The sequence below is a fragment of the Aurantiacibacter flavus genome, assembly GCF_039710615.1.
In the GTDB taxonomy this organism is placed as follows: Bacteria; Pseudomonadota; Alphaproteobacteria; order Sphingomonadales; family Sphingomonadaceae; genus Alteraurantiacibacter; species Alteraurantiacibacter flavus.
In genome coordinates this window covers 941,393-963,641 of record NZ_JBDLBR010000001.1, presented here as the reverse complement: position 1 = coordinate 963,641, position 22,249 = coordinate 941,393, and the positions used below count along the sequence as shown (strand labels likewise).

Below are 22,249 nucleotides of genomic sequence, written 5' to 3'. Positions count from 1 at the left end.
GAGGCAAGTGCGAACCTGCGCCCTAAAATCCATAGACCAGCGTAAAGCGGGCTAGCGTATCGGTCTTCACCGAGCCTGCGGGCGGATCGCTGTTGTACTCAACCGAATAGGACAGCCGTGTCGACAGCGACGAATTGAGCTTCGCCTCCAGGCCGGTGAGCGCCGAAAGGCTGATATTGTCCGAATCTACGAACACCAAAGCTTGCCCTCCGCCCTCCGCAGTGGCGTTGGCGTCGTTGGTCAGCTTGATATTGTCGGCGAGTTGCCAGTCGAAATCGAGGCCGAAGAGGGCGGCAAGGTTGTTGTCCGTAGTGCCGTCGACGAATTCGGTGCGGCGATAGGCCGGGCCGAGCTTTATCGAGAGGTTCATGTCGCTTTGCTCGATGAGCTTCCAGCCCAATCCGCCCGAAAGGGCATAGCGCCCGGTATAACCCTGGAACCGGTTGCTCTCGAATTGGGCGAAACCGTAGGTGAAAACGCGCTCAGAAAGTTGATAGCGCGGTTCGTAGCTGGCGAGCCACTGTTTGCGCGAGGTTTCGCCATCGGTGCGCTGATAGTCGGCCGACAGCTTCATCTTGTGGGTCCAGTCGATCCCCGTCCGGGTAAGCGCCAGCGCTGCTGTCAGGCCGATGCTCTCGGTATTGCCGGAAGATTGGAACGCGCCGATCTGGCCCTGCCCGCTCCAATTCGCCAGCAGCCCGGCTTCGCGAATACGCCGTTCCTCTTCGGCGGCTGCGATGCGTTCGGCTTCGGCGCGATCCTCTTCGAAGGCCTCTTGTAGCGTGCCGAGCTCGTCTGCAGATTCGGGGTTGGTGGACCTGGCGATCTCGATCACCGTCGCAACCTTGTCAGGGTCGCCGGTTTCGATCGCCGCATCGACCATCGCACGGACGGGATCGGGCAGTTCAGCTAAGGCCGGGGTGGTGGCGGTGGCGGCAATTGCGAAGGCGGGTGCAATCAGGCGAAGGCAGGTCATGCCGCCGACAGCTAGCCAATCATTCGCGCAAGCGCCAGCCTGTCCGGAAGATCCATGCGATGACTGCCACGCACAGCACGAGGAACGCCAGCGTGAAGCCGAAAGCCACGCCGATCGGAACGTCGGCGCTGCCGGTAAAGGTCCAGCGCAGGCCGTTGATGAGGTAGAAGATCGGGTTGAACTGGGCGACCGTGCGCCACGGTTCGGCCAGCATCTGAACCGAATAGAATGTGCCGCCAAGGAAGGTCAGCGGCATGAGGATGAGCAGCGGGACGATCTGCAGCTTTTCGAACCCGTCGGCCCACAGCCCGATGATGAAGCCGAACAGCGCGAATGATGCGGCCACCATCACTACATAGCCCACCGCCAGCAGTGGATGGGCGATCTCGTAATCGACGAAGATGCGCGCGGTGATGAGGATGATTGCGGAGATGATCAGCGACTTGAGCGCTGCTGCGCCAACAAATCCGAAAATCGTCTCGGCCACACCGACGGGCGCGGACAACAGCTCGTAGATCGCACCGGTGAACTTGGGCATGTAAATGCCGAAGCTCGCGTTGCTGGTGCTTTCCGACAGCAGCGTGAGCATGATGAGCCCCGGCACGATGAACGCGCCGTAGCTCGCCCCGCCGAACTGACTCGGGTCCATCTGACCGCCAATGGCCGCGCCGAACACCACGATATAGAGCGAAGTTGTCAGCACCGGGGACAGGATCGAGCCAAAGGCAGTGCGGAAGAAGCGTGCCAGCTCGTTCTTGAGGATGGCGATGGCGCCGCGCCAGTTCATCATGCCGCCTGCTCCTGCGCGCCTTGTTCGACAAGATCGACGAAGATATCCTCCAGCGTGCTCTCGCGCGTTTCCAGCCCGATATAGCCGACGCCGAAACCGGGCAGCCTTTGCGCCAGCTCGGCCACCTCGCGCTTGCCCTTGCCGGTCCCGTCGCCGCCGCGATAGATCAGGCGCGTGCCGCCATCTTCCAGCGTGATCGGATAGTCCGCGAAGTCGGCGGGGATTTGCGCCAGCGGCTCGGCCAGCATAAAGTGCGCTTCGGTACGCCCGAGCTTGGCCATGATCGCATCCTTGTCGTCGACCAGCAGGATGCGGCCCTTGTTGATCACGCCAACCCGGTCGGCCATTTCCTCGGCCTCTTCGATGTAGTGCGTGGTGAGAATGATGGTGACGCCCGCCGTACGCAGCGCATCGATCTGGCGCCACATATCGCGGCGCAGCTCGACATCGACCCCGGCGGTCGGCTCGTCGAGGAACAGCAGTTCGGGATCGTGGGCGAGCGCCTTGGCGATCATCACGCGCCGCTTCATTCCACCGGATAGCTCGCGGATGGCGGCATCGCGTTTGTCCCACAGGCTGAGCGAGCGCAGCACCTCCTCGATCCGCGCGTCATCCGGCGGGCAACCGAACATGCCGCGCGAATAGCGGACCTGCCGGATCACCTTGTCGAACATGTCGAAGCTGAGTTCCTGCGGCACCAGCCCGATCTTGCGGCGCGCCTCGCGCCAGCTTTTCGCGGTGTTTTGCCCGAAGGCGTGGATCGAGCCGCCGGTGGGATTCACCAGCCCGCAGACCGCGCCGATCAGCGTGGTCTTGCCCGCGCCGTTCGGCCCGAGCAGCGCGAAGATCTCGCCCTTGTTGATTGTCAGATCGACCCCGGCCAGTGCCTTGGTGCCGCCCTTGTAGGTCTTTTCGAGCCCGCGAATGTCGAGAATTGGTCCACCCATGCGCGGCAATGTGGAGCCTGCGAAACGTATTACAAGCTTTTCTGTATCGCGTGGTATTTTATTCGCGTGTCGCAGGGGCAGCGCTGCGCTCGGGAAGCAGCAGCGAGGAGTCGCCATAGGAATAGAAGCGGTATTCGGCGGCGATGGCATGGGCATAGGCCGCCTGCATCGCTTCGCGGCCCATCAGTGCGCTCACCAGCATGAACAGCGTGGACTTGGGCAGGTGGAAGTTCGTCATCAGCCCATCGACCGCGCGAAAGCGGTAGCCCGGTGTGATGAAGATGTCGGTGTCGCCCGCGAATTCGCGGATTTGCCCATCCTCACCCGCCGCGCTTTCGAGCAGGCGCAAGCTGGTGGTGCCGATCGCGATCAGCCTGCCACCCGCGGCCCGCGCGGCGTTGAGCCGCTCGGCGGTGGCGGCATCGACGCGGCCCCATTCAGAGTGCATCTGGTGATCGGCAGTGTCTTCGGCCTTCACCGGCAGGAAGGTCCCTGCCCCTACGTGCAGCGTGAGCGTCTCGCGCGCGATTCCGGCAGCGTCGATGGCGGCGACAAGGTCGTCGGTAAAGTGGAGCGAAGCCGTCGGCGCGGCAACCGCGCCATCCTCGCGCGCGAACATCGTCTGATAGTCCGACCGGTCGGCCTCGTCAGTGCCGCGTTTCTGCGCGATATAGGGCGGCAGCGGCATCGTGCCCGCGCGTTCGAGCAGCACTTCCACCGGATCTTCGCCCGCAAAGGCGAGCGTGAACGAACCATCGGCATGGCGCGCCTCGGCGGTGGCGGAAACTTCCGCGCCGAAGTCGATCACATCGCCTTCGCGCAGCCGCTTGGCGTTGCGGATGAAGGCCTGCCAGCGCCTGAGGTCGAGCCGCTTGTGAAGTGTCGCGCCGATCCGCGCCTCCCCGCGCCGGCCTTCGAGCTGGGCGGGAATCACGCGGGTATCGTTGAAGACCAGCACGTCGCCTGGCTCGAGCAGGTTCGGGAGATCGCGCACGCCCGCATCGGCAAGCGATTCGCCCTCCTTCACCACTAGCATCCGCGCCGCATCGCGCGGACGCGCGGGCCGCAACGCTATACGCTCGGGCGGGAGGTCGAAGTCGAACAGATCAACTTTCACGAACGTTGGCCCCGATCATCCTGAGCCTGTCGAAGGACGCGCACGGCGCGCGCCCTTCAGCAAAGCTCGATCATTCGCTCTGCGAATTGTTGAGCATGTCGAGCGTGACTTCCTGCTGCTGCGCCGGGGCAGCGGGCGTGGGCATGGCTTGCGGCTTGTTATCCGAAGCGATGCTTGCCTGCAGGATGCGGGTCGGGTTGCTCGGCGGTTCGCCCCGCGCAATGGCGTCAGCAGCGGCCATGTTCGAAATCACCCGGCCAAAATTGGTGTAGCGCCGATCGAGTGCAAAGCGCGGGTAGAACACGATGAAGAACTGGCTGTTGGCGCTGTCTTCCGAGTCCGAACGCGCCATCGATACCGTGCCGCGCACGTGGGGCAGCATGTTGAACTCAGCCTCGAGGTCGGGCAGCTCCGAGCCGCCACGGCCGGTGCCGGTCGGGTCACCCGTCTGGGCCATGAAGCCATCGATCACGCGGTGAAAGATCACCCCGTCATAGAAGCCGGCGCGGGTCAGTTCCTTGATCCGCTCGACATGGTGCGGCGCCCATTGCGGCATTAGCCGGATCGCCACCCGCTCACCGGTAGAAAGGTCAAGCAGGAGGATATTGTCGCGATCCTCGGTCAGGTCGAAGTTGACCTTGATCGGCATTTGCTCCGCCCGAGCATTCGCCGCCTCGGTCGTCTCCAGCGCGGGCGACAGCGAGGTGTCCTGCGCCAGCGAGGGTGCGGCAGTAAGCGAGAGCGTGGCGGCGATGGCGGCGCCAATCAAAGTGCGGATCATGAAGTTCGTCCGGTTATGCGCATGGCAGATGAGCGGCGGGCCTAGTCAAAGCACGCTGACAGTTCAATGAACATTGCGTCTGCGGTTGTGGTCAAAGATCGCCGCGCAAGCCTAGTTCGACCACCCGTGCGGCGACCAGTTCACGCACATGCGGCGCGACGAAAGGTGCGATATCGCCGCCGTAGAGCGCGATTTCCTTCACCAGCTTGGAGGCGATCGGCTGCAACGAAATGTCGGCCATGAGGAAGACCGTCTCGATGCTGGCGTTCAATTGCTGGTTCATGCCCGCCATCTGGTATTCGTATTCGAAGTCGGCCACGGCGCGCAGGCCACGCACGATCACGCTGGCGCCCTGCGCTTCGGCGAACTTCATCAGCAGCGCGTCGAAGCCGACCACCTCGACGTTATTCAGCCCCAGCCGCGCGACTTCGGCGACAACCATTTCCATCCGCTCTTCGGGCGTGAACATGGGGTTCTTCGAAGGATTGGTGGTGACGCCGATAATCAGCTTGTCGACCAGCTTGGAGCCGCGCCGGATGATGTCGGAATGGCCGAGCGTGACGGGGTCGAAGGTGCCGGGGTAAAGGCCGATGCGAGTGTCGCTCACTGGTCGCGCTCCACCACGAACCTGGCCAGCGAACGCAACAGGTCAGCCTCTTCGCCATGCTGCGCCAGGTGGCCAATGGCCTGTTCGCTCAAAGCCTGCGCCTGTGCGCGGGCGGCTTCGGCGCCCATTAGCGAAACAAAGGTCGCCTTGCCCTGCCCCTCGTCCTTGCGGAGCGCCTTGCCTGCCAGTTCCTCGTCGCCCTCGTGATCAAGCAAGTCGTCCGCGATCTGGAACGCGAGGCCGATGTCACGGGCGTAATTGCGCAGGTGATTGCGGCCCTCGTCGGTCAGCTTGCCGAGGATCGCGCCCATCTCCACCGCTGCCATCAGCAGCGCACCGGTTTTAAGCTGCTGGAGCCGGGTGACTGTGTGCAGGTCGAAGTCCTGGCTTTCGGCGGCAAGGTCCATCATCTGGCCACCCGCCATGCCCTTGTGCCCGCTGGCCGTAGCCAGAGTGCGCACCAGTTCGGCGCGAATGAAGGGATCGGAACTCACGCGTTCGTCAGACAGCAGCTCGAACGCCAGCGCGTGCAGCGAATCGCCCGCCAGCACGGCCGTGGCCTCGTCGAAGGCCTTGTGGACGGTCGGCTTGCCGTGACGCAGGTCGTCGTCATCCATGCAGGGCAGATCATCGTGGATCAGCGAATAGACGTGGATCGCTTCGAGCGCACAGGCGGCGCGGATCGCGGCATGGCGGCTCGCGCCATACATTTCGGCCACGGTGACCACCAGCAACGGGCGCACCCGCTTGCCGCCGCCGATCACGGCATAACGCATCGCCTCGACCAGCCGGGCACGCGAATCTTCAGGCACCGGAAGAATAGCATCGAACGCGCTGTCGACCTCGCGCTGGACCTGCGCCAGCCCGCGCCCGAGCAAATCATCAGCCAGGATAAGCCCCATCCCCCTGCGCTCCCTCAGCCAGCGTCGAACGGCGCAGTGCCAGTCGGCGTGCCGTCGGCTGCAGCGACGATCTTTTCGATCCGTTCCTGCGCCGCATCGAGCCGTGTCTGGCAATGGCGACGCAGCGCCTCGCCGCGCTCATACAGCGCCAGTGATTCGTCGAGCGGAACTTCGCCGCCTTCGAGCTTGCGCACCACGTCTTCGAGCGAGCGCAGCGCGTCTTCGAAGCTCAGATCGGCGATTTGTGCAGGGTTTTCCTCCATGGAAGCCACGTTTGGCGGGGATGAGTGGCATGGTCAAGCGCAGGAGGACTGGCGCTCCACCGCAGCCAGCGTTAGAGGCGCTGAGCATGAGCGAAATTACCCCTGAAGTCGTCGAGGCACACGGCCTCAGCCCCGAGGAATACGAGCGCGTGCTGAATGCGCTGGGACGCGAGCCGAACATGGTCGAGCTTGGCATTTTCTCGGTCATGTGGTCCGAACATTGCAGCTACAAGTCGTCGCGGCTGCATCTGAAAAAGCTGCCGACCGAGGCGCCCTGGGTCATCTGCGGCCCCGGTGAGAATGCCGGTGTGATCGACATTGGCGATGGGCAAGCCGCGATCTTCAAGATGGAGAGCCACAACCATCCCTCGTACATCGAGCCCTATCAAGGCGCGGCGACGGGCGTTGGCGGCATCCTGCGCGACGTGTTCACGATGGGCGCGCGCCCGGTGGCGAACGCCAATGCGCTGCGCTTCGGGCGACCCGAGCATCCGAAGATGAAGCACCTCGTGCAGGGCGTAGTCGCGGGCATCGGTGGCTATGGCAACTGCGTGGGCGTGCCGACCGTGGCGGGCGAGACGAACTTCCACCCGGCCTACGATGGCAATATCCTCGTCAATGCGATGACCGTGGGCGTCGCCGATGCTGACAAGATTTTCTACAGCGCTGCCACCGGCGTGGGAAACCCCATTGTCTATGTCGGCTCGAAGACCGGGCGCGACGGCATCCACGGCGCGACCATGGCCAGCGCCGACTTCGGAGAGGACGCGGAGGCCAAGCGCCCGACGGTGCAGGTCGGCGATCCCTTCACCGAAAAGCTGCTGATCGAGGCCTGTCTCGAACTGATGGCGACCGATGCCATCGTCGCCATTCAGGACATGGGCGCGGCGGGCCTGACCTCGTCGAGCGTGGAGATGGCCACCAACGGCAAGGCCGGCATCCGGCTCGACATGAATATGGTGCCCTGCCGCGAACTTGGCATGACGCCTTACGAAATGATGCTGAGCGAGAGCCAGGAGCGCATGCTCATGGTGCTCAAGCCCGGCAAGGAAGCCATGGCGGAGGAAATCTTTCGCAAGTGGGAGTTGGACTTTGCCGTGATCGGCGAAGTGACCGACACCCGGCACATGGTGCTCGAATTCGATGGCGAGGTAGTCTGCGACATTCCGCTCGGCCCGCTCGCGGCCGACGCGCCGCTGTACGACCGGCCCTATCTCTCGCGCGAGGAATACCGCGCCTGGGCGGGCACGAAGCCGCTGGAAAATGTTCCGGGCGGCACCGATATCGGCGGCGATCTGCTTAAGCTGATCGGCAGCCCCGATCTCGCCAGCCGTAGCTGGATTTCCGAGCAGTACGACAGCCAGGTCGGCGCGGACACCTTGCAGACCGGCGGCGATGCCGGTGTGGTGCGCGTCCATGGCACCAAGAAGGCGCTTGCCATCAGCACCGACTGCACCCCGCGCTATGTCTATGCCGACCCGTTCGAGGGCGGCAAGCAGGCCATTGCCGAGGCCTATCGCAATCTGTGCGCGGTTGGCGCGCGTCCGCTGGCGGTGACCAACTGCCTCAACTTCGCCAACCCGCAGCGGCCCGAGATCATGGCCCAGCTGGTCCATGCGCTCGATGGCATGGGCGAAGCCTGCCGCGTGCTCGACTTCCCGATCGTGAGCGGCAACGTCTCACTCTATAACGAAAGCAAGGCGACCGGCGGCGGCTCGGCGATCCTGCCTACGCCTGCCATCGGCGGCGTCGGCCTGATCGATGACTATGCAACGATGATGACCGCGCCGTTCAAGCAGGAAGGCGACGCGATCTATCTGCTCGGTGCCGAGCCTTGGGCCACGCCCAACCCGGAGCGCAGCCTTGTCGGCCAGTCACTGTGGTTGCGGATCATTCATGGCCGCGAAGAAGGCCGCGCGCCGCATGTCGACCTGACGCTGGAGAAGAACTCGGGCGAATTCATCCGCGAGCTGATCGCGGCAGGTCTCGTCAACGCGGTTCACGACGTGTCGGACGGAGGCATGGCCGTGGCGCTCGCCGAAATGGCAATGCAGAGCGGGCTTGGCGCGGAAACCGTCAATCATCCCGACTACGACCCGGCCCGCTGGTGGTTCGGCGAGGATCAGGGGCGCTACATCGTTACCGTGCCCGACAACGAGGCGTTCCAGGCACAAATCGCCAAGGGCACCCGCGACGATGAGACCGCGTCAAGCGGCCTCAGGCGGATCGGCACCGTGGGCGGCTCGTCGCTGTTCGGGGTCGAAGTGGAGGAGCTGCGCAAAACGCACAGGGCTTTCTTCAAGGACTGGATGGAGGGCTAACCGTCATGCAACTCGCCGACATTCTCGTGCCGACCTATCTTCAAATGCTTGGCGCTTTGTCGGCGTGGTTGGGCAAGGCGGTCCAGCAACTTCCTGAGGCCGAAACCGAGACGCTGCTATCGAAGCGGTTGGCCGATGACATGTTGCCGCTGGCGACGCAGGTTCGCTTCTCCTGCGTGCAGGCGCTGGAAGGGATGCATCGGCTGCGCGGCGAGGATCTCCCGCCGCTGGTTGACGAACTTCTGACTGAAGGGCGCAATGCAGGCGAGCAGCCCGGCACCATTGCTGATGCGTGCGCACGGATCGAGCAGGTGCTGGCCGAGGTACGTAAGCTTGCCGAGGATATGCCTGCTGGCGATGAGGACCGTCCGCTCGAACATGCGCTGCCGATGGGTATCGTGTTCGACCTCACTGCCGCGCAATATGCGCGCGACTGGGCGCTGGGGCAGTTCTATTTTCACATCATGATCGCCTATGCGATCTTGCGCGCGGGGGGCGTCGATCTCGGCAAGGCCGACTATGTCGCGCATATGTTCCAATATGTGCGGCCGGGGTCCATGCCGACAGCCTGAGATCAGGTTTGGCCTTCTAGCTTGCAGCCAGCCACCCACCTGATATTACATAGCCTTGGATTGGTAATATCAGGTGGGTAGTTCCATGCGTAAGTGGCAAGCGAGTAAGACGTTGGGGCTGTCGGTCGCGGCGCTCGGCCTGTGTGTTTCGGCTGTATGTGTCGCGAACGAAGCGGCCGATACAGAGGTCGCTGCCGCCCCGGCCTCCACCTTCATTCCCGCCGATTTCGATCCGCCCACCTTGGTCGAGGCGCCGGGCTTCAAGCTCGTGCCGCTCGGGCCCGACGTGGTGGAGCAGGACTACGCTGCCTACATGTCCTCGATCGAGCACCTCCAGCAGACCTTCACCCGCAGCACTGGCTGGCCCCATACCGGGCTGACGCTGGCAGATTCGATGGTCGATATGGAGACCGAGGCGGCCCGCTTCGCCGCCCGTAAGAGCTTTGCCTACGGCGTGCTTACGCCCGACGGGCAGCACGAACTGGGCAGTGTCTATGTCCGCCCTAGTCCCGTCGATCGTTACGATGCAGTGGTCATGCTCTGGGTCACCAAGGCGCAGTACGATGCGGGGTTCGACGCTGGACTCTATCGCTGGGTGCGCGACTGGGTCGCGCAGGAATGGCCGTTTGCGAAGGTCGCCTATCCCGGGCGAGAGATCGACTGGGACGAGTGGGATGCGTTGACCGCCGAAGCAGCCAGTTAACCTAACCGCCCAACCACTCCTCACGCGGAATTTCGAGCAGTTCGAGCAAGGCGGTCAGGTCGCCCTGCTCCACCCATCCATTAGCGGCAGCGCGGGCCTTGGGCTTGGCGCGGTAGGCGATCCCGTAGGACGAGGCTTCGAGCATCGGAATGTCGTTCGCGCCATCGCCCGCCGCCATGCTGATCGCGCCGTCGCCCAGCTTGGCCAGTTCTTCTTCGAGCACCGCCTGCTTGGTCGAGCTATCGCAGATGTCGCCGACCAGTCCACCAGTGAGCTTCCCATCAGCAACTTCCAGCCGGTTGCCGACCACACGCTCGAACCCGATCTGATCCGCCACAACATCGGCGAAGTGGTGAAAACCGCCGGTCACAAGCGCGGTCCGGCAGCCGCGCGACTTGAGCGTCTCGACCAGCACCCGCGCGCCGTCGTTGGGGCGGATGCGCTCGTCGAGACACTGCTGGATCGCGGCCTCATCAAGCCCGGTCAGCAGCGCGACCCGCTCACGCAGTGCGCTGCGGAAGTCGAGCTCGCCCTGCATTGCGCGTTCGGTGATGTCGGCAATCTTCTCTTTAAGGCCCGCGAAATCGGCCAGTTCGTCGATGCATTCCTGCCCGATCATGGTCGAATCCATGTCCGACACGAACAAGTGCGGCACGGCGATCTCGTCGCGCGCGATCAGGCCGTCGGTTTGGCCGAAGTGACTGTCGATCACGGCGCGCAGCGTGGCCATATCATCACCGGGGCACTCGATCTGCAACACGCGGGAATTGGCATCGAGCAACTCGGCGCAGGCGGCAGGCAAGCCCTTTGCTTTCAATTCGGCAAGCGCGGCGTCGAGGCCGGTTTGCAGCTTCGCGGGGTCTGCTATCAGGCGGGCAATGAGCACTAAGGAAACTCCATCGGAAAGGGCGCCACAAAACGCGCTGGCGCTCATTGCAGGGCCAACCGCCAGCGGCAAGAGTGATCTGGCCGTGCGGCTTGCGCTTGCCTTGCAGGAGCGTGGGCGCGAGGCGCGCGTGATCAATGCCGACAGCGCGCAGGTCTATGCCGATCTTTCAATTATCAGTGCCCGCCCGACAGAGGCCGAGATGCAGGGCGTTCCCCACCTGCTGTTCGGTTCATGGGACGGCGCACAGGCTTGTTCGGCGGCGGACTGGGCCGAGGCCGCTAAGCGAGAGGTCTTCGCCGCGCATGACGCGGGCGCGGTACCGATCCTTGTCGGCGGGACGGGTCTCTATATCCGCACCCTGCTGGAAGGAATCGCGCCGATCCCAGCCATCGATCCCGCCGTGCGCGAGCAGGTGCGCGCCTTGCCCGTGGCCGAGGCCTATGCAGCCTTGCAGGACGAAGACCCCGCCCGCGCCGCCGAACTAAACGCCGGTGACAGCCAGCGGGTCGCCCGCGCGCTGGAAGTGGTGCGCGCGACCGGGCGTTCGATGCTCGAATGGCAGCAACACCTCGAAGGCGGGATCGCCGACCGGGTCACGCTTGCTCCGTTGGTCCTGCTCCCCGAACGCGAGGCGCTGTTCGAGCGATGCGACCAGCGCTTTGCCGCGATGGTCGAAGCCGGTGCGCTTGAGGAGGTGGAGACGCTCTTTGCTCGCAGGCTCGACGACAACCTGCCGGTAATGCGCGCCATCGGTGTGCAGGAAATGGGCGAAGTCCTGCGCGGGCGGCTGTCGATGGCCGATGCGATCATCTCGGGTCAGCGCGCCACCCGAAACTATGCCAAGCGGCAATATACATGGCTTCGCAACCAGCTGCCAGACGAATGGAAACGCGCCTCGCCCGAAAATATCGATCTCGCGATCCATTTTGAAAGTTTATTACTAAGATAAGGGTTGACATGACATTTAATGTCTCATAGAGCCGCTGCAGGAATTCGGAGAGGAACGGCCCGGCATGAGCGATCATGCCGGGCCAATCATTTCCCGAAGCGAGAAAGGAATTTCACGTGGCAGACGAACGCAGTGGCGCTGCGATATTGATCGAGACATTGGTGCGGCATGGGGTCGAATATGTGTTCGGCTATCCCGGCGGCGCCGTGTTGCCGATCTACGACGAGCTGTTCGCCGACGAGCGCATCCGCCACATTCTGGTCCGTCACGAAGCCGGCGCGGCCCATGCAGCCGAAGGCTATGCCCGTAGCACCGGCAAGCCCGGCGTCGTGCTGGTCACCTCCGGTCCCGGCGCGACCAACGCGATTACCGGTATCGCCGATGCCTTCCTCGATTCCATTCCTCTGGTCGTCATCACCGGGCAGGTTCCGACGAACCTGATCGGCACCGATGCTTTCCAGGAGGCGGACACCGTCGGCCTGACGCGCCACTGCACCAAGCACAACTATCTGGTCAAAGATCCCGAGCAGCTTGCTGCGGCGGTTGACGAAGCCTTCGAGATCGCCACCACCGGCCGTCCCGGCCCGGTCGTGATCGACATTCCCAAGAACGTCCAGATCGCCACCGCGCGCCTCGAGGACACTGCGCCGCAGCGTCCAAAGCGCTATCAGCCGCAACTGATCGCCCCGGCGGACGAAATTGCCGAGGCCATCGAGCTGATCGCCAATGCCGAAAAACCGGTGTTCTACACGGGGGGCGGTGTGATCAACGCGGGTCCGCGCGCCAGCGAGCTGCTGCGCCAGTTCCAGGCGCTTACCGGCGCGCCGGTCACATCTACGCTGATGGGGCTTGGCGCTTTTCCTGCCGATCATGCCGACTGGCTCGGGATGCTGGGGATGCACGGCACCTATGAAGCCAACATGGCGATGAATCAGTGCGACGTAATGATCAACCTAGGCGCGCGGTTCGACGACCGGGTGACCGGTCGCCTCGATGCCTTCTCGCCGGGTTCGAAGAAAATCCACATCGATATCGACCGGGCCAGCATCAACAAGATCGTGCCGGTCGATCTCGGGATCGTGGGCGACTGTGCACACGTCCTCGAACAGATGATCGCAGCCTGGGGCAATCGCAAGGCCGCCGATCTTGCCGAGTGGAAGGCGCGCATCACCGGATGGAAAGCGCGTGAAAGCCTCTCCTACCCGGCCAAGGCTGACGAGATCATGCCGCAGCTCGCGGTCGAGCGGCTCTATGCTCTTACGAAAGAGCAGGACCCGATCATCACCACCGAGGTCGGCCAGCATCAGATGTGGGCCGCGCAGTACTTCGGCTTTCAGGGGCCTAACAAGTGGCTCACCTCGGGCGGGCTTGGCACCATGGGCTATGGGATGCCTGCCGCTATCGGCGCGCAGCTCGGCAATCCCGACAGCCTCGTGATCGACATTGCGGGCGAAGCCTCGATCCAGATGAACATTCAGGAGATGGGCACGGCGAGCCAGTTCCGCCTGCCGATCAAGGTGTTCATCCTCAACAACGAATATATGGGCATGGTCCGCCAGTGGCAGGAACTGACCTACGAGAGCCGCTATTCGAACAGCTATTCCGACAGCCTGCCCGATTTCGTCGCGCTGGCCGAAGCCTATGGCTGGAAGGGCATTCGCATTCATGATGAGAGCGAACTCGACGCCGGTATCAAGGCCATGCTGGAGCATGATGGCCCGGTGATGGTCGACTGCCTGGTGTCGAAGGAAGCCAACTGCTTCCCGATGATCCCGAGCGGCGCGGCACACACCGAAATGCTGCTCTATGGCGACATGGTGGCCGGCACCATGGAAGACGAAGCCAAGGCACTGGTCTAAGAGGCGCGCAGACTATGAAGATCAACCATCGCGAATCCGAGCGGCACGTGCTCGCCATCATGGTCGACAACGAGGCGGGTATCCTCGCCAAGATCGCCGGCCTGTTCACCGCCCGCGGCTACAACATCGACAGCCTGACCGTGGCCGATATTTCGAACGACCACGCTATCAGCCGCATCACCATCGTCACCAACGGTCCGCCGCAGGTGATCGACCAGATCGAGGCCCAGCTCGAACGGCTGGTGCCCGTGCACAAGGTCGTCGATCTTACTGCGGCAGGCCCGCATGTGGAGCGCGAGCTGGCGCTGGTGAAGGTCAAGGGAACGGGCGAGAAGCGCGTCGAGGCCCTGCGCCTGGCCGATATCTTCCGCGCCCGCCCGGTCGACACGACGACCGAAAGCTTCGTTTTCGAGATCACCGGGCCACCTGACAAGATTGACAGCTTCATCTCGCTGATGCGCGAGCTGGGACTGGTCGAGGTTGGCCGCACGGGTGTGGTTGGGATGATGCGCGGGAGCGAAGGCGTCTGAGCGCCGGACGTCCGGTCGTTACAATGAAACTATATTTCCCGTTCCCGAACGGGGGGCATTGCCGCTAGGGGCACTTTTTTCCGAGTCGCGCGCTCAGCGCATTTCCCGCAGAGCGACTCCATAAGATAAGCAGGAAAGACGAGATGAAAGTCTATTACGACGCCGATTGCGACCTGAACCTGATCGCAGACAAGAATATCGCCATCCTCGGCTATGGTTCGCAGGGCCACGCCCATGCGCAGAACCTGCGCGATTCGGGCTGCAAGAACGTCGCCATCGCGCTGCGCCCCGGCTCGGCCTCGGCCAAGAAGGCTGAAGGCGCCGGGTTCAAGGTACTGTCGAACAGCGAAGCTGCCGGCTGGGCCGATATCCTCATGATCCTCGCGCCCGACGAACATCAGGCCGCGATCTGGGACAACGACCTCAAGGGCAACATGAAGCCCGGTGCCGCGCTCGCTTTCGCACATGGCCTGAACATCCACTTTGGCCTGATCGAAGCGCCGAGTGACATCGACGTGATCATGATCGCGCCCAAGGGCCCCGGCCACACGGTGCGCGGCGAATATCAGAAGGGCGGCGGCGTGCCGTGCCTGATCGCGGTCCACCAGGACGCTTCGGGCAATGCGCACGATGTGGCGCTCGCCTATGCCTCGGGCGTTGGCGGTGGCCGCTCGGGCATCATCGAGACCAACTTCAAGGAAGAATGCGAAACCGACCTGTTCGGCGAGCAGGCCGTGCTTTGCGGCGGCATCACCCACCTGATCCAGGCCGGGTTCGAGACGCTGACCGAAGCGGGCTATGCCCCCGAGATGGCCTATTTCGAGTGCCTGCACGAGACCAAGCTGATCGTCGACCTGCTCTATGAAGGTGGCATCGCCAACATGCGCTACTCGATCTCGAACACCGCCGAATATGGCGATATCGTGACCGGCCCGCGCATCATCACCGAAGAGACCAAGGCCGAGATGAAGCGCGTCCTCGCCGACATCCAGTCGGGCCGCTTCGTGAAGAACTTCGTGCTCGACAACCGTGCTGGCCAGCCCGAGCTGAAGGCAAGCCGCAAGGCTGCCGAAGCCCACCCGATCGAGCAGACCGGCGCCAAGCTGCGCGCGATGATGCCGTGGATCGGCAAGAACAAGCTGGTCGACCAGGAAAAGAACTGAACCTGATCGCATAAACGGAATCGCAAAAAGCGCGCCATGGCCTTCCCATGGCGCGCTTTTTCGTGTTCGAGCGGGATATGGGCGAGGCAAGCGCACGGCACATCCTGATCCCGATCCACGACTTCTCGCTTGGCGGGACGGAGCGGATCGCCTTTCGTCTGGCGGGCGAATGGGTCCGCCGGGGGCGGCGTGTCACCGTGCTGGCGGGTGCGAGCGACGGACCGATGCGTGCGCAGGTACCGGGCGGTGTCGGGATCGAGGTGCTGGCAGAGCCGGTACCGCGCAGCACCTTCTCGCGCATGCGCTTGGGCGCGGCCATGGCGGGGCCAGCCAAGGCGCTCGCGCCCAATGCCGTGTTTCTGATCGGCAATTTCCATTTCGCCGTCGCGCGTGCGCTCAAGCACGTGATGCCGCAGGTGCCGATTGTCGGTAAGGTCAGCAATCCGCTGGTCCCTGACCAGCTGGGAACAGGCCGGATCGCGCACGCGCTCGCGAACTGGTGGTCTGGCGGAGTGGACAAGCTGGTGGCCATGTCCCTCGGCTTGCGTGATGAACTGGCGCAACTCGTCCCGACACCACGGACCATCGCAATTCCGGACCCCTTTCTCGATGATGACGCGCTCATCATTGCCCGCGATGGGCAGCCCCGCTCTCCGCTATCCTTGTTATTTGTCGGTCGGCTTGAGCCGCAGAAGAATCCGCTGCTGGCGCTCGCCACGGCCACGAAGCTGCGCGATATGGGTGTTCCCTTCGCGCTGACAATGATCGGCGGCGGAGCCATGGAATCACGCATGCGCCACGAAGTGGTTCGGCTCGGGCTTGAGGATCACGTCACTCTCCAAGGTCATGTGTCTAACCCCGTGCCCTTCTTTCGGCAGGCGGACATGTTGCTGATGACCTCGCGCTACGAGGGCGTTCCCGCAGTAATCGGCGAAGCGCTGGTGGCCGGAGTGCCCTTTGTGGCAACCCCATGCACCCCGTGGCTCGCGGACATCGTTGCGCGTGATCCTTCGCTTGGGACGCTGGTCGCCGCTCATGATGCGGCGCATCTTGCTCAGGCGGTGCTGGAGCGTGCGGCCCGGCCCTTCCCCACCGCAGAGGTCATCGCGCAAGCGATTAGAGGGCACTGTCTGTCAAACGCAGCAGAAGCATACCTCGCCGCCTTCGATTCGCTCGTGGAAGAGCAGCACCAGACATGAACGCTATGCGCCGCGTTCCGCCCGTCCTGTGGCTTCTGATCGCGGCGGCGATCCTGCGTGCGCAGACATTCGGCAATCCAGTGATCGAGTTCGACGAGCAGTATTATCTGCTGGTGGGCGACCGCATGCTCGATGGCGCCCTCCCCTATGTCGACATCTGGGACCGCAAGCCGGTCGGCCTGTTCTCTCTCTTTGCGGCGTTCGTTTGGATCGGGCAGCTGTTCGGCGGTGACGGTCTGCTGGCGAGCCAGATCGGCGGTCTTGTGGCGGTCGTTGCCACTGCCGAGTTTATTCGTCGCATGGCCCGACGCGCCGGAGCGGACGGCAGGGCCGCGTTCATGGGCGGGCTGGCTTACGTTATCTGGCTCAACCTTGCGCAAGGCGAAGGCACCCAAGCTTCGGTGCTTTACACTCCGCTGGTTGCAGGTGCGGCCTTCCTCGTGCATCGGCGCGGGCCACACCTCGCTGGCGACGGGGCTGCCGCGATGGCGCTGGTGGGGCTGGCGATCCAGATCAAGTATACTGCGGGCCTCGAGGGGCTGTTCTTCGGACTATGGCTTCTTGCGCTTGCTCATCGCCGAGGTTGGTGTGTCAGACGGATTGGTGAGTGGGCTGCAGTTTGGGCCTTGTTGGCCATGCTGCCGACGCTCGCGGCAATTGCGATCTACTGGCATATCGGCGCATTCGACGCATTCGCCTTTGCCAATTTCCAATCGCAATTCCTGCGCGTGCCCGACGAGCTGTCAGTCATGGGCGAGGATCTGCTGGGAAGCGCGGCGATCGTGCTTTTGCCCGCGCTCCTGTTGCTTGCGACACTGAAGCGGACGGACCTGCGCGAGCGGCGCTTCGAATGGCAATGGTTGGCCGTGGCATTGGCGGCGATTCTGCTCGTCGGCGCTTACAGCCCGCACTATTTCATCCCCCTGTTCGCTCCGCTGTTCGTGGTGCTCGCGCCCGCCTTCGTGCGCTGGCGCAAGACTGGCATCGCCCTGCTCGCGCTTGGCGCTGTCGCCGGACAGTACCTGCTCTACCACTATGAAGAGACCAAGGGCGGGCGCACCGAAGCAATGGCGATGGTGGAAGCCATCGGAGAGGTGCCGGGCTGCCTCTATGTCCACGATGGCTTTCCCGCGCTCTATCGGCTGTCGGGCAGTTGCCTGCCAACTCCCTTTGCCTTCCCCGGCTCACTCAACATGGCCAACGAGGCCGAAGCGCTGGGCGTAAACAGCCGCCTCGAAGTCGAGCGCATTTTTGCCGCCCGACCCGATGCAGTGGTCACCGACCTGCCCGCCTACAGCCGAGGCAACCGCGTAACCCGCGCCATCGTCGAGCGCGAACTGGCCAAGCATTACGAACTGGCGCTAAGCCTTCAAACCGGACCCGGCCGCTACCGCCTTGTCTACCGTCTTCGGGACTGACGCGAGCGTGATGTATTCATCTAAGAATGCGACCTATTCGCGAGTTCGCAGTGGACAAGGTGCGCCGCCGCCTTCACATTGAACCTCGACATGCCTCAATTTGACTCTATCAATTAACTAAGCTTTTTCGAACGGGAGATCTCGAATGCGCAAGACCATCCTCGCCACCTTAGCCGCCGCAGGCCTCGCCACTGTTGCCATCGGCAGCCTCAACGCACAGGGCGCGCCCGCCCCGGGCGCTATCGACCTCGCTGCCGTCGAGTCGGGCGACTATGCCACCGACCCTTCACACTCGCTGGTCGTATGGGAAGTCAGCCACCTCGGCTTCAATGACTATTTCGGCATTTTCGGCGACGTTGAAGGCACGCTTTCGATCGATCCGGCCAATGTCGAAGCCGCCGCGCTCGACGTGACCATTCCGATTGCTGCGGTCACCGTGCCGAGCGAAGGCCTGAAAGACCACCTGCTGCGCCCCGGCAAGGACGGCGGCGATCCCGACTTCTTCGGCCCTGAACCTGAGGCTGCCCGCTTCGTGTCGACCGCCGTCCACAAGACCGGCGACACCACTGCGCACATCATGGGCGATCTCACCTTCAACGGTGTGACCAAGCCTGTGACCATTCAGGCCGAGCTTTCCGGCATGGGCACGAACGCCATGAGCCAGAAGACAACGCTCGGCTTCCACGGCACGACCACCATCAAGCGGTCGGACTGGAACCTCGCATGGGGTATCCCCTTCGGCATCAGCGACGAGGTCGAACTCGAAATCTCGGTTGCCTTCGAGAAGTAAGCTTTACTTCAGAACCCACAGCAGGAGCGCGCGGGGCCATACCTCGCGCGCTTCTTGCGTTTGGCGACATGGCGGCGGGGCTGGACATTCGGCGCTCCTGCCCGCATATGATGCTTCTATGAGCACCCGCGAGCTTCTTTCGCTGCTTCGACTTACGCGCCCTTAGGCGCGCCATTTGTCCTGCCCGCGTGGCAGGAACCCGCCTAAGGGCCCTTCCAGCTTCGTAAAGAAACAGCAGCGCGCGGTCTTGCCGTGCGCGCGTCAGGCGATAAGGCAACTCCATCATGCCGATGCTCAAAGATCCGTCCCGCAAATACCAGCCCTTTCCGCAGGTGCCCTTGGCCGACCGCCAGTGGCCCGGCCGCACGATCACCACGCCACCGCGTTGGCTCAGCACCGATCTGCGCGATGGCAACCAGTCGATCATCGACCCGATGGATGCGGTGAAGAAAAACCGCTTCTTCGACCTCCTGTGCGAAGTCGGCGTGAAGGAGATCGAGGTCGGCTTCCCCGCTGCCGGGGCGACCGAGTTCGACTTCATCACCGGCCTCATCAAGGCAGATCGCATCCCCGAGGATGTGGTGATCCAGGTCCTCACGCAGAGCCGCGAAGACCTGATCCGCCGCAGCTTCGAGAGCTTGCGGGGCGCGCGCGAGGCGATTGTCCATCTCTACAACGCGGTGAGCCCCGCCTGGCGCGACATCGTGTTCCGGATGAGCCGCGAAGACGTGAAGGCCATCGCGATCAAAGGCGCGCAGTTGCTCGTCGACGAGGCGGCGAAGCAGCCCGATACGAAGTGGCACTTCCAGTATTCGCCGGAGACCTTCTCGACCGCCGAACTCGATTTCAGCCTTGAGGTCTGCGAGGCTGTGATGAAGATCGTCGGCCCGACCAAGGACTGGCCGATCATCCTCAACCTGCCAGCAACGGTCGAGGCGGCGACGCCCAACATTTATGCCGATCAGATCGAGTATTTCTGCCGCAACCTGCCCAACCGCGAGGCGGCGGTAATCTCGCTCCACACGCACAACGACCGCGGTACCGGCGTCGCTGCGGCGGAGCTGGGCATGATGGCCGGCGCCGACCGCGTCGAGGGCTGCCTGTTCGGCAACGGCGAGCGCACCGGGAACTGCTGCCTCGTGACCGTGGCGATGAACATGTACACGCAAGGCGTCGATCCGGGGCTCGACTTTTCGGACATCGACAAGGTCATTGAGACGGTTGAGTACTGCAACCAACTCCCGGTCCACCCGCGCCACCCCTATGGCGGCGAGCTGGTGTTCACAGCCTTCTCGGGCAGCCATCAGGACGCAATCAAGAAGGGCTTCGAAGCCCATTCGACCCAGAATAACGAATTGTGGCGCGTGCCCTATCTGCCGATCGACCCCGCCGACCTCGGTCGCAGTTATGAAGCGGTGATCCGCGTTAATTCGCAGAGCGGCAAAGGCGGCTTTGCCTGGGTGCTCGAACAGGGTCAGGGGCTGAAACTGCCCAAGCGCCTCCAGGCCGATTTCTCCAAGCACGTGCAGCAGATGGCCGACGAACTCGGCCGCGAACTGAATGCGGAGGACATCTGGACCTGCTTCCGCAAGGCCTACTACGTGAAGGTTGAGCCGCGTCACTTCCGTCTGGTTGATTACGAGGAAAGCCGCGCTGGCGACGGCACGCGCATCTTCACCGGCACGGTCGAGGTCGATGGCGAGCCGCAGCGCGTTTCCGGGCGCGGTAAGGGGCTGGTCTCTTCAGTGCTTGCCACAATCCGCGACGCCTATGGCCTTGAGCTGGATGTGCTCGACTATACCGAACATGCCATGGGCAAGGGCAGCGATGCGCGGGCGGCGGCCTATCTCGAATGTGCCCTGCCTGATGGGCGCATCGTCTGGGGTGTGGGCATCGACGAGGACGTTGCGACCGCCAGCGTGCGTGCGATCCTCTCGGCGGCAAACTCTGCGCACCACGGGCCAGGAATGGGTAAGGCCTAAGAGCATTAGCGCTGGATGCGGCGAGTCAGTGCCGCGTCCAGTTGCTGCTCGCCCACAGGGCATCGGCCATCGCATCGAGTTCGGCAAAGTCCAGCCCTTTGCCCAGCGGGTCGTGTCGATTGAGGCGGTACGGTCGCGTGCCAACATTGAGCAGTTTATTCCGGAGCGCGTTGCGCAGCAAATCGAGCCGCATCAACGCTTCGCCGAGCGCAGCTTCAGGCGCGTGTCTGTGTAGGCGCGACCAGCGCGCTTCGATCTGCCCGAACCGCTCCATCACCAACTCGTTGTAGGCTCGGTGCGGCCCGCGATGGAGAGGCAAACACGCGCTGAAGGCGGCATCCTCGGTAGCGGGGAGGAGCAACCCGTTGCGCCGAAAGTCGTCATAACCGAGCCGGTCGTTCCCAACCGCCTCGATCAGTTTGGCAAAGCAAGGCTTGAAGAACAATTGTCGCGGCAGCAGGTGGTGGCGCTGCATTTCGGGCTGGAATCCGGGAGCGTCGCGCCGATTGACCGAACGGAACGGCAATTTGCGCCGCGCTGTTGCTTGCACAGCGCGGCAAGCGCCAGCCGCAGCGGCTGCGCTCGTATTGCGACCCGTTCCCACATGGTCAGAAAGACGCAGTCACCTTAACAAATTGCTGATTGGCGTCAGGCACGAGATGCAGCGTTTCGCCCGAGGGCCCCATGATCGACGTACCCTCGTCTATCCTGCCGTTCTCGGTCAGCCAGTTTATCAGACGCAGCGCCAGCTTGGTGCCCTCGGCCCGATCACGCGCGAGTTCGGGTGAGAGCACCAGCTCTTGCCCGGAGAAGGTCGCCAACCCTTCGCTCATCAATCCGCCTTCCTCGGTGGGCGTGACGGCTGTGAGCCCCAGGCCGGGAAAGACCCCGCCCTCAATCCAGCGAAATACAATCGAACGAAAGTAGCCCGGTTCGCTCCATGAACGGGCGGGATGCCAGGCGATTGCGCGCAGCTGCGGCAGATCAGAAAGCAGGGCGGCAACCAATGCGAGGCTTCGCAGCACCGGAAACATGGTTCTCCCACCAGACAGATGGGTGCCGGGTCTGATGGTTACGGTCTCGCAGGCGGCGAAGTCCGATGTCCCTGTCAGTCCGAAGAGATGCTTTTGTTCGGGCTGCGCGTCTCCTGGACCCGGACGAAGACCGGTCACGTCGAAAGTCAGGCCATTGACGAGCAGTTCAACCCATCCTTTCGCGCCGAGGGAAATTCCCGGAGGGTTGGAGTTCAGCGAGAAATTCCCGTTGCTCGCTGCGATCGTGGCGATCGCGGATATATCTGGCCTTCCGCCCGCATCGAAGATGAGCGAGACGGCAGATCGGTCTTCCCGAAAGTCCCGGCCTTCGACGCTGACGATAGCCTTGATCTCCCAATCCACAGGCTCGCTTCCCGCCCCGCGATGTGGGCAAGGGCGAACCTCGCTCCTGAATTCCGGAGCACAGCCAATATGACAGATACAATGTTAGGGTTCA

General features: G+C 63.3%; 22 protein-coding genes. 11 read left to right on the top strand and 11 right to left on the bottom strand.

Annotated elements, in window-relative coordinates; all coding sequences use genetic code 11:
• Positions 1–22: 22 nt before the first annotated feature.
• The 8 genes from ABDJ38_RS04520 to ABDJ38_RS04485 form a co-directional block, all read right to left on the bottom strand.
• The gene (locus ABDJ38_RS04520; protein ID WP_346783863.1) at positions 23–976 is read right to left on the bottom strand and encodes a DUF481 domain-containing protein; all 954 of its coding nucleotides are present in this window, start codon (positions 974–976) and stop codon (positions 23–25) included.
• A 19-nt stretch (positions 977–995) separates the two neighbouring features.
• Positions 996–1,766, bottom strand: a complete 771-nt coding sequence (locus ABDJ38_RS04515) for an ABC transporter permease (RefSeq protein ID WP_346783862.1) — start codon at positions 1,764–1,766, stop codon at positions 996–998.
• Positions 1,763–2,713, bottom strand: a complete 951-nt coding sequence (locus ABDJ38_RS04510) for an ABC transporter ATP-binding protein (protein WP_346783861.1) — start codon at positions 2,711–2,713, stop codon at positions 1,763–1,765. The genes ABDJ38_RS04515 and ABDJ38_RS04510 overlap by 4 nt, the downstream gene beginning before the upstream one ends.
• 58 nt (positions 2,714–2,771) lie before the next feature.
• Entirely contained in the window at positions 2,772–3,830 is a 1,059-nt protein-coding gene (gene queA / locus ABDJ38_RS04505; protein WP_346783860.1) for a tRNA preQ1(34) S-adenosylmethionine ribosyltransferase-isomerase QueA, read from the bottom strand.
• A gap of 70 nt (positions 3,831–3,900) precedes the next feature.
• Positions 3,901–4,611: a peptidylprolyl isomerase gene (locus tag ABDJ38_RS04500; protein ID WP_346783859.1), complete on the bottom strand. Its 711-nt coding sequence runs from the start codon at positions 4,609–4,611 to the stop codon at positions 3,901–3,903.
• Positions 4,612–4,702: 91 nt separating this feature from the next.
• Positions 4,703–5,218, bottom strand: a complete 516-nt coding sequence (gene coaD, locus ABDJ38_RS04495) for a pantetheine-phosphate adenylyltransferase (RefSeq protein WP_346783858.1) — start codon at positions 5,216–5,218, stop codon at positions 4,703–4,705.
• Positions 5,215–6,120, bottom strand: a complete 906-nt coding sequence (locus tag ABDJ38_RS04490; RefSeq protein ID WP_346783857.1) for a polyprenyl synthetase family protein — start codon at positions 6,118–6,120, stop codon at positions 5,215–5,217. Before ABDJ38_RS04490 ends, coaD begins: the two co-directional genes overlap by 4 nt.
• Positions 6,121–6,134: 14 nt before the next feature.
• Complete coding sequence (locus ABDJ38_RS04485; protein WP_346783856.1) at positions 6,135–6,383, bottom strand: exodeoxyribonuclease VII small subunit; 249 nt, start codon at positions 6,381–6,383, stop codon at positions 6,135–6,137.
• A gap of 86 nt (positions 6,384–6,469) precedes the next feature.
• Between ABDJ38_RS04485 and purL the strand changes: the two genes are divergently transcribed.
• The 3 genes from purL (at position 6,470) to ABDJ38_RS04470 (ending at position 9,979) form a co-directional block, all read left to right on the top strand.
• Entirely contained in the window at positions 6,470–8,704 is a 2,235-nt protein-coding gene (gene purL, locus ABDJ38_RS04480) for a phosphoribosylformylglycinamidine synthase subunit PurL (protein ID WP_346783855.1), read from the top strand.
• A 5-nt stretch (positions 8,705–8,709) separates the two neighbouring features.
• On the top strand, positions 8,710–9,276 hold the full coding sequence (locus ABDJ38_RS04475; protein WP_346783854.1) for a DUF1993 domain-containing protein: 567 nt from the start codon (positions 8,710–8,712) through the stop codon (positions 9,274–9,276).
• Between the two features lie 85 nt (positions 9,277–9,361).
• Positions 9,362–9,979 carry a twin-arginine translocation pathway signal protein gene (locus ABDJ38_RS04470; RefSeq protein ID WP_346783853.1) on the top strand — a complete coding sequence of 206 codons (618 nt, stop codon included), beginning with the start codon at positions 9,362–9,364 and terminating at the stop codon, positions 9,977–9,979.
• A 1-nt stretch (position 9,980) separates the two neighbouring features.
• Here ABDJ38_RS04470 and serB read toward each other — a convergent pair whose 3' ends face one another.
• Complete coding sequence (gene serB / locus ABDJ38_RS04465; RefSeq protein ID WP_346783852.1) at positions 9,981–10,865, bottom strand: phosphoserine phosphatase SerB; 885 nt, start codon at positions 10,863–10,865, stop codon at positions 9,981–9,983.
• On the opposite strand from serB, the gene miaA reads away from it, so the two are divergent.
• From miaA to leuA, 8 genes are all read left to right on the top strand, one after another.
• Complete coding sequence (miaA, locus tag ABDJ38_RS04460) at positions 10,858–11,817, top strand: tRNA (adenosine(37)-N6)-dimethylallyltransferase MiaA (RefSeq protein WP_346783851.1); 960 nt, start codon at positions 10,858–10,860, stop codon at positions 11,815–11,817. The two genes, serB and miaA, sit on opposite strands and share 8 nt — an antisense overlap.
• Before the next feature lie 116 nt (positions 11,818–11,933).
• The gene (gene ilvB, locus ABDJ38_RS04455) at positions 11,934–13,676 is read left to right on the top strand and encodes a biosynthetic-type acetolactate synthase large subunit (protein WP_346783850.1); all 1,743 of its coding nucleotides are present in this window, start codon (positions 11,934–11,936) and stop codon (positions 13,674–13,676) included.
• 14 nt (positions 13,677–13,690) lie between these two features.
• Complete coding sequence (ilvN, locus tag ABDJ38_RS04450) at positions 13,691–14,206, top strand: acetolactate synthase small subunit (protein ID WP_346783849.1); 516 nt, start codon at positions 13,691–13,693, stop codon at positions 14,204–14,206.
• 143 nt (positions 14,207–14,349) lie between these two features.
• Complete coding sequence (ilvC, locus tag ABDJ38_RS04445; protein WP_346783848.1) at positions 14,350–15,369, top strand: ketol-acid reductoisomerase; 1,020 nt, start codon at positions 14,350–14,352, stop codon at positions 15,367–15,369.
• A 47-nt stretch (positions 15,370–15,416) separates the two neighbouring features.
• Complete coding sequence (locus tag ABDJ38_RS04440; RefSeq protein ID WP_346783847.1) at positions 15,417–16,568, top strand: glycosyltransferase; 1,152 nt, start codon at positions 15,417–15,419, stop codon at positions 16,566–16,568.
• Positions 16,565–17,986, top strand: coding sequence for a hypothetical protein (locus tag ABDJ38_RS04435; protein WP_346783846.1), 1,422 nt, complete (start codon positions 16,565–16,567; stop codon positions 17,984–17,986). The genes ABDJ38_RS04440 and ABDJ38_RS04435 overlap by 4 nt, the downstream gene beginning before the upstream one ends.
• Positions 17,987–18,131: 145 nt before the next feature.
• The gene (locus tag ABDJ38_RS04430; RefSeq protein WP_346783845.1) at positions 18,132–18,776 is read left to right on the top strand and encodes a YceI family protein; all 645 of its coding nucleotides are present in this window, start codon (positions 18,132–18,134) and stop codon (positions 18,774–18,776) included.
• Positions 18,777–19,060: 284 nt separating this feature from the next.
• Positions 19,061–20,758 (top strand): 2-isopropylmalate synthase, encoded by a 1,698-nt coding sequence (gene leuA / locus ABDJ38_RS04425; RefSeq protein WP_346783844.1) that lies wholly within the window; start codon positions 19,061–19,063, stop codon positions 20,756–20,758.
• A gap of 25 nt (positions 20,759–20,783) precedes the next feature.
• Here leuA and ABDJ38_RS04420 read toward each other — a convergent pair whose 3' ends face one another.
• Entirely contained in the window at positions 20,784–21,308 is a 525-nt protein-coding gene (locus ABDJ38_RS04420; protein WP_346783843.1) for an AHH domain-containing protein, read from the bottom strand.
• Between the two features lie 58 nt (positions 21,309–21,366).
• Positions 21,367–22,155 carry a hypothetical protein gene (locus ABDJ38_RS04415; protein WP_346783842.1) on the bottom strand — a complete coding sequence of 263 codons (789 nt, stop codon included), beginning with the start codon at positions 22,153–22,155 and terminating at the stop codon, positions 21,367–21,369.
• Positions 22,156–22,249: the final 94 nt, after the last annotated feature.

Bases quoted from the DNA above. Each gene is read 5' to 3' on its own strand.
- purL (WP_346783855.1), top strand. From the start codon at position 6,470: ATGAGCGAAATTACCCCTGAAGTCGTCGAGGCACACGGCCTCAGCCCC.
- ABDJ38_RS04435 (WP_346783846.1), top strand. From the start codon at position 16,565: ATGAACGCTATGCGCCGCGTTCCGCCCGTCCTGTGGCTTCTGATCGCG.
- miaA (WP_346783851.1), top strand. From the start codon at position 10,858: ATGAGCACTAAGGAAACTCCATCGGAAAGGGCGCCACAAAACGCGCTG.
- ilvN (WP_346783849.1), top strand. From the start codon at position 13,691: ATGAAGATCAACCATCGCGAATCCGAGCGGCACGTGCTCGCCATCATG.
- ABDJ38_RS04510 (WP_346783861.1), bottom strand. From the start codon at position 2,713: ATGGGTGGACCAATTCTCGACATTCGCGGGCTCGAAAAGACCTACAAG.
- ABDJ38_RS04470 (WP_346783853.1), top strand. From the start codon at position 9,362: ATGCGTAAGTGGCAAGCGAGTAAGACGTTGGGGCTGTCGGTCGCGGCG.
- ABDJ38_RS04430 (WP_346783845.1), top strand. From the start codon at position 18,132: ATGCGCAAGACCATCCTCGCCACCTTAGCCGCCGCAGGCCTCGCCACT.
- ABDJ38_RS04515 (WP_346783862.1), bottom strand. From the start codon at position 1,766: ATGATGAACTGGCGCGGCGCCATCGCCATCCTCAAGAACGAGCTGGCA.
- ABDJ38_RS04490 (WP_346783857.1), bottom strand. From the start codon at position 6,120: ATGGGGCTTATCCTGGCTGATGATTTGCTCGGGCGCGGGCTGGCGCAG.
- ABDJ38_RS04500 (WP_346783859.1), bottom strand. From the start codon at position 4,611: ATGATCCGCACTTTGATTGGCGCCGCCATCGCCGCCACGCTCTCGCTT.
- ABDJ38_RS04520 (WP_346783863.1), bottom strand. From the start codon at position 976: ATGACCTGCCTTCGCCTGATTGCACCCGCCTTCGCAATTGCCGCCACC.
- ABDJ38_RS04485 (WP_346783856.1), bottom strand. From the start codon at position 6,383: ATGGAGGAAAACCCTGCACAAATCGCCGATCTGAGCTTCGAAGACGCG.
- ABDJ38_RS04475 (WP_346783854.1), top strand. From the start codon at position 8,710: ATGCAACTCGCCGACATTCTCGTGCCGACCTATCTTCAAATGCTTGGC.
- leuA (WP_346783844.1), top strand. From the start codon at position 19,061: ATGCCGATGCTCAAAGATCCGTCCCGCAAATACCAGCCCTTTCCGCAG.
- ilvC (WP_346783848.1), top strand. From the start codon at position 14,350: ATGAAAGTCTATTACGACGCCGATTGCGACCTGAACCTGATCGCAGAC.
- ABDJ38_RS04440 (WP_346783847.1), top strand. From the start codon at position 15,417: ATGGCGCGCTTTTTCGTGTTCGAGCGGGATATGGGCGAGGCAAGCGCA.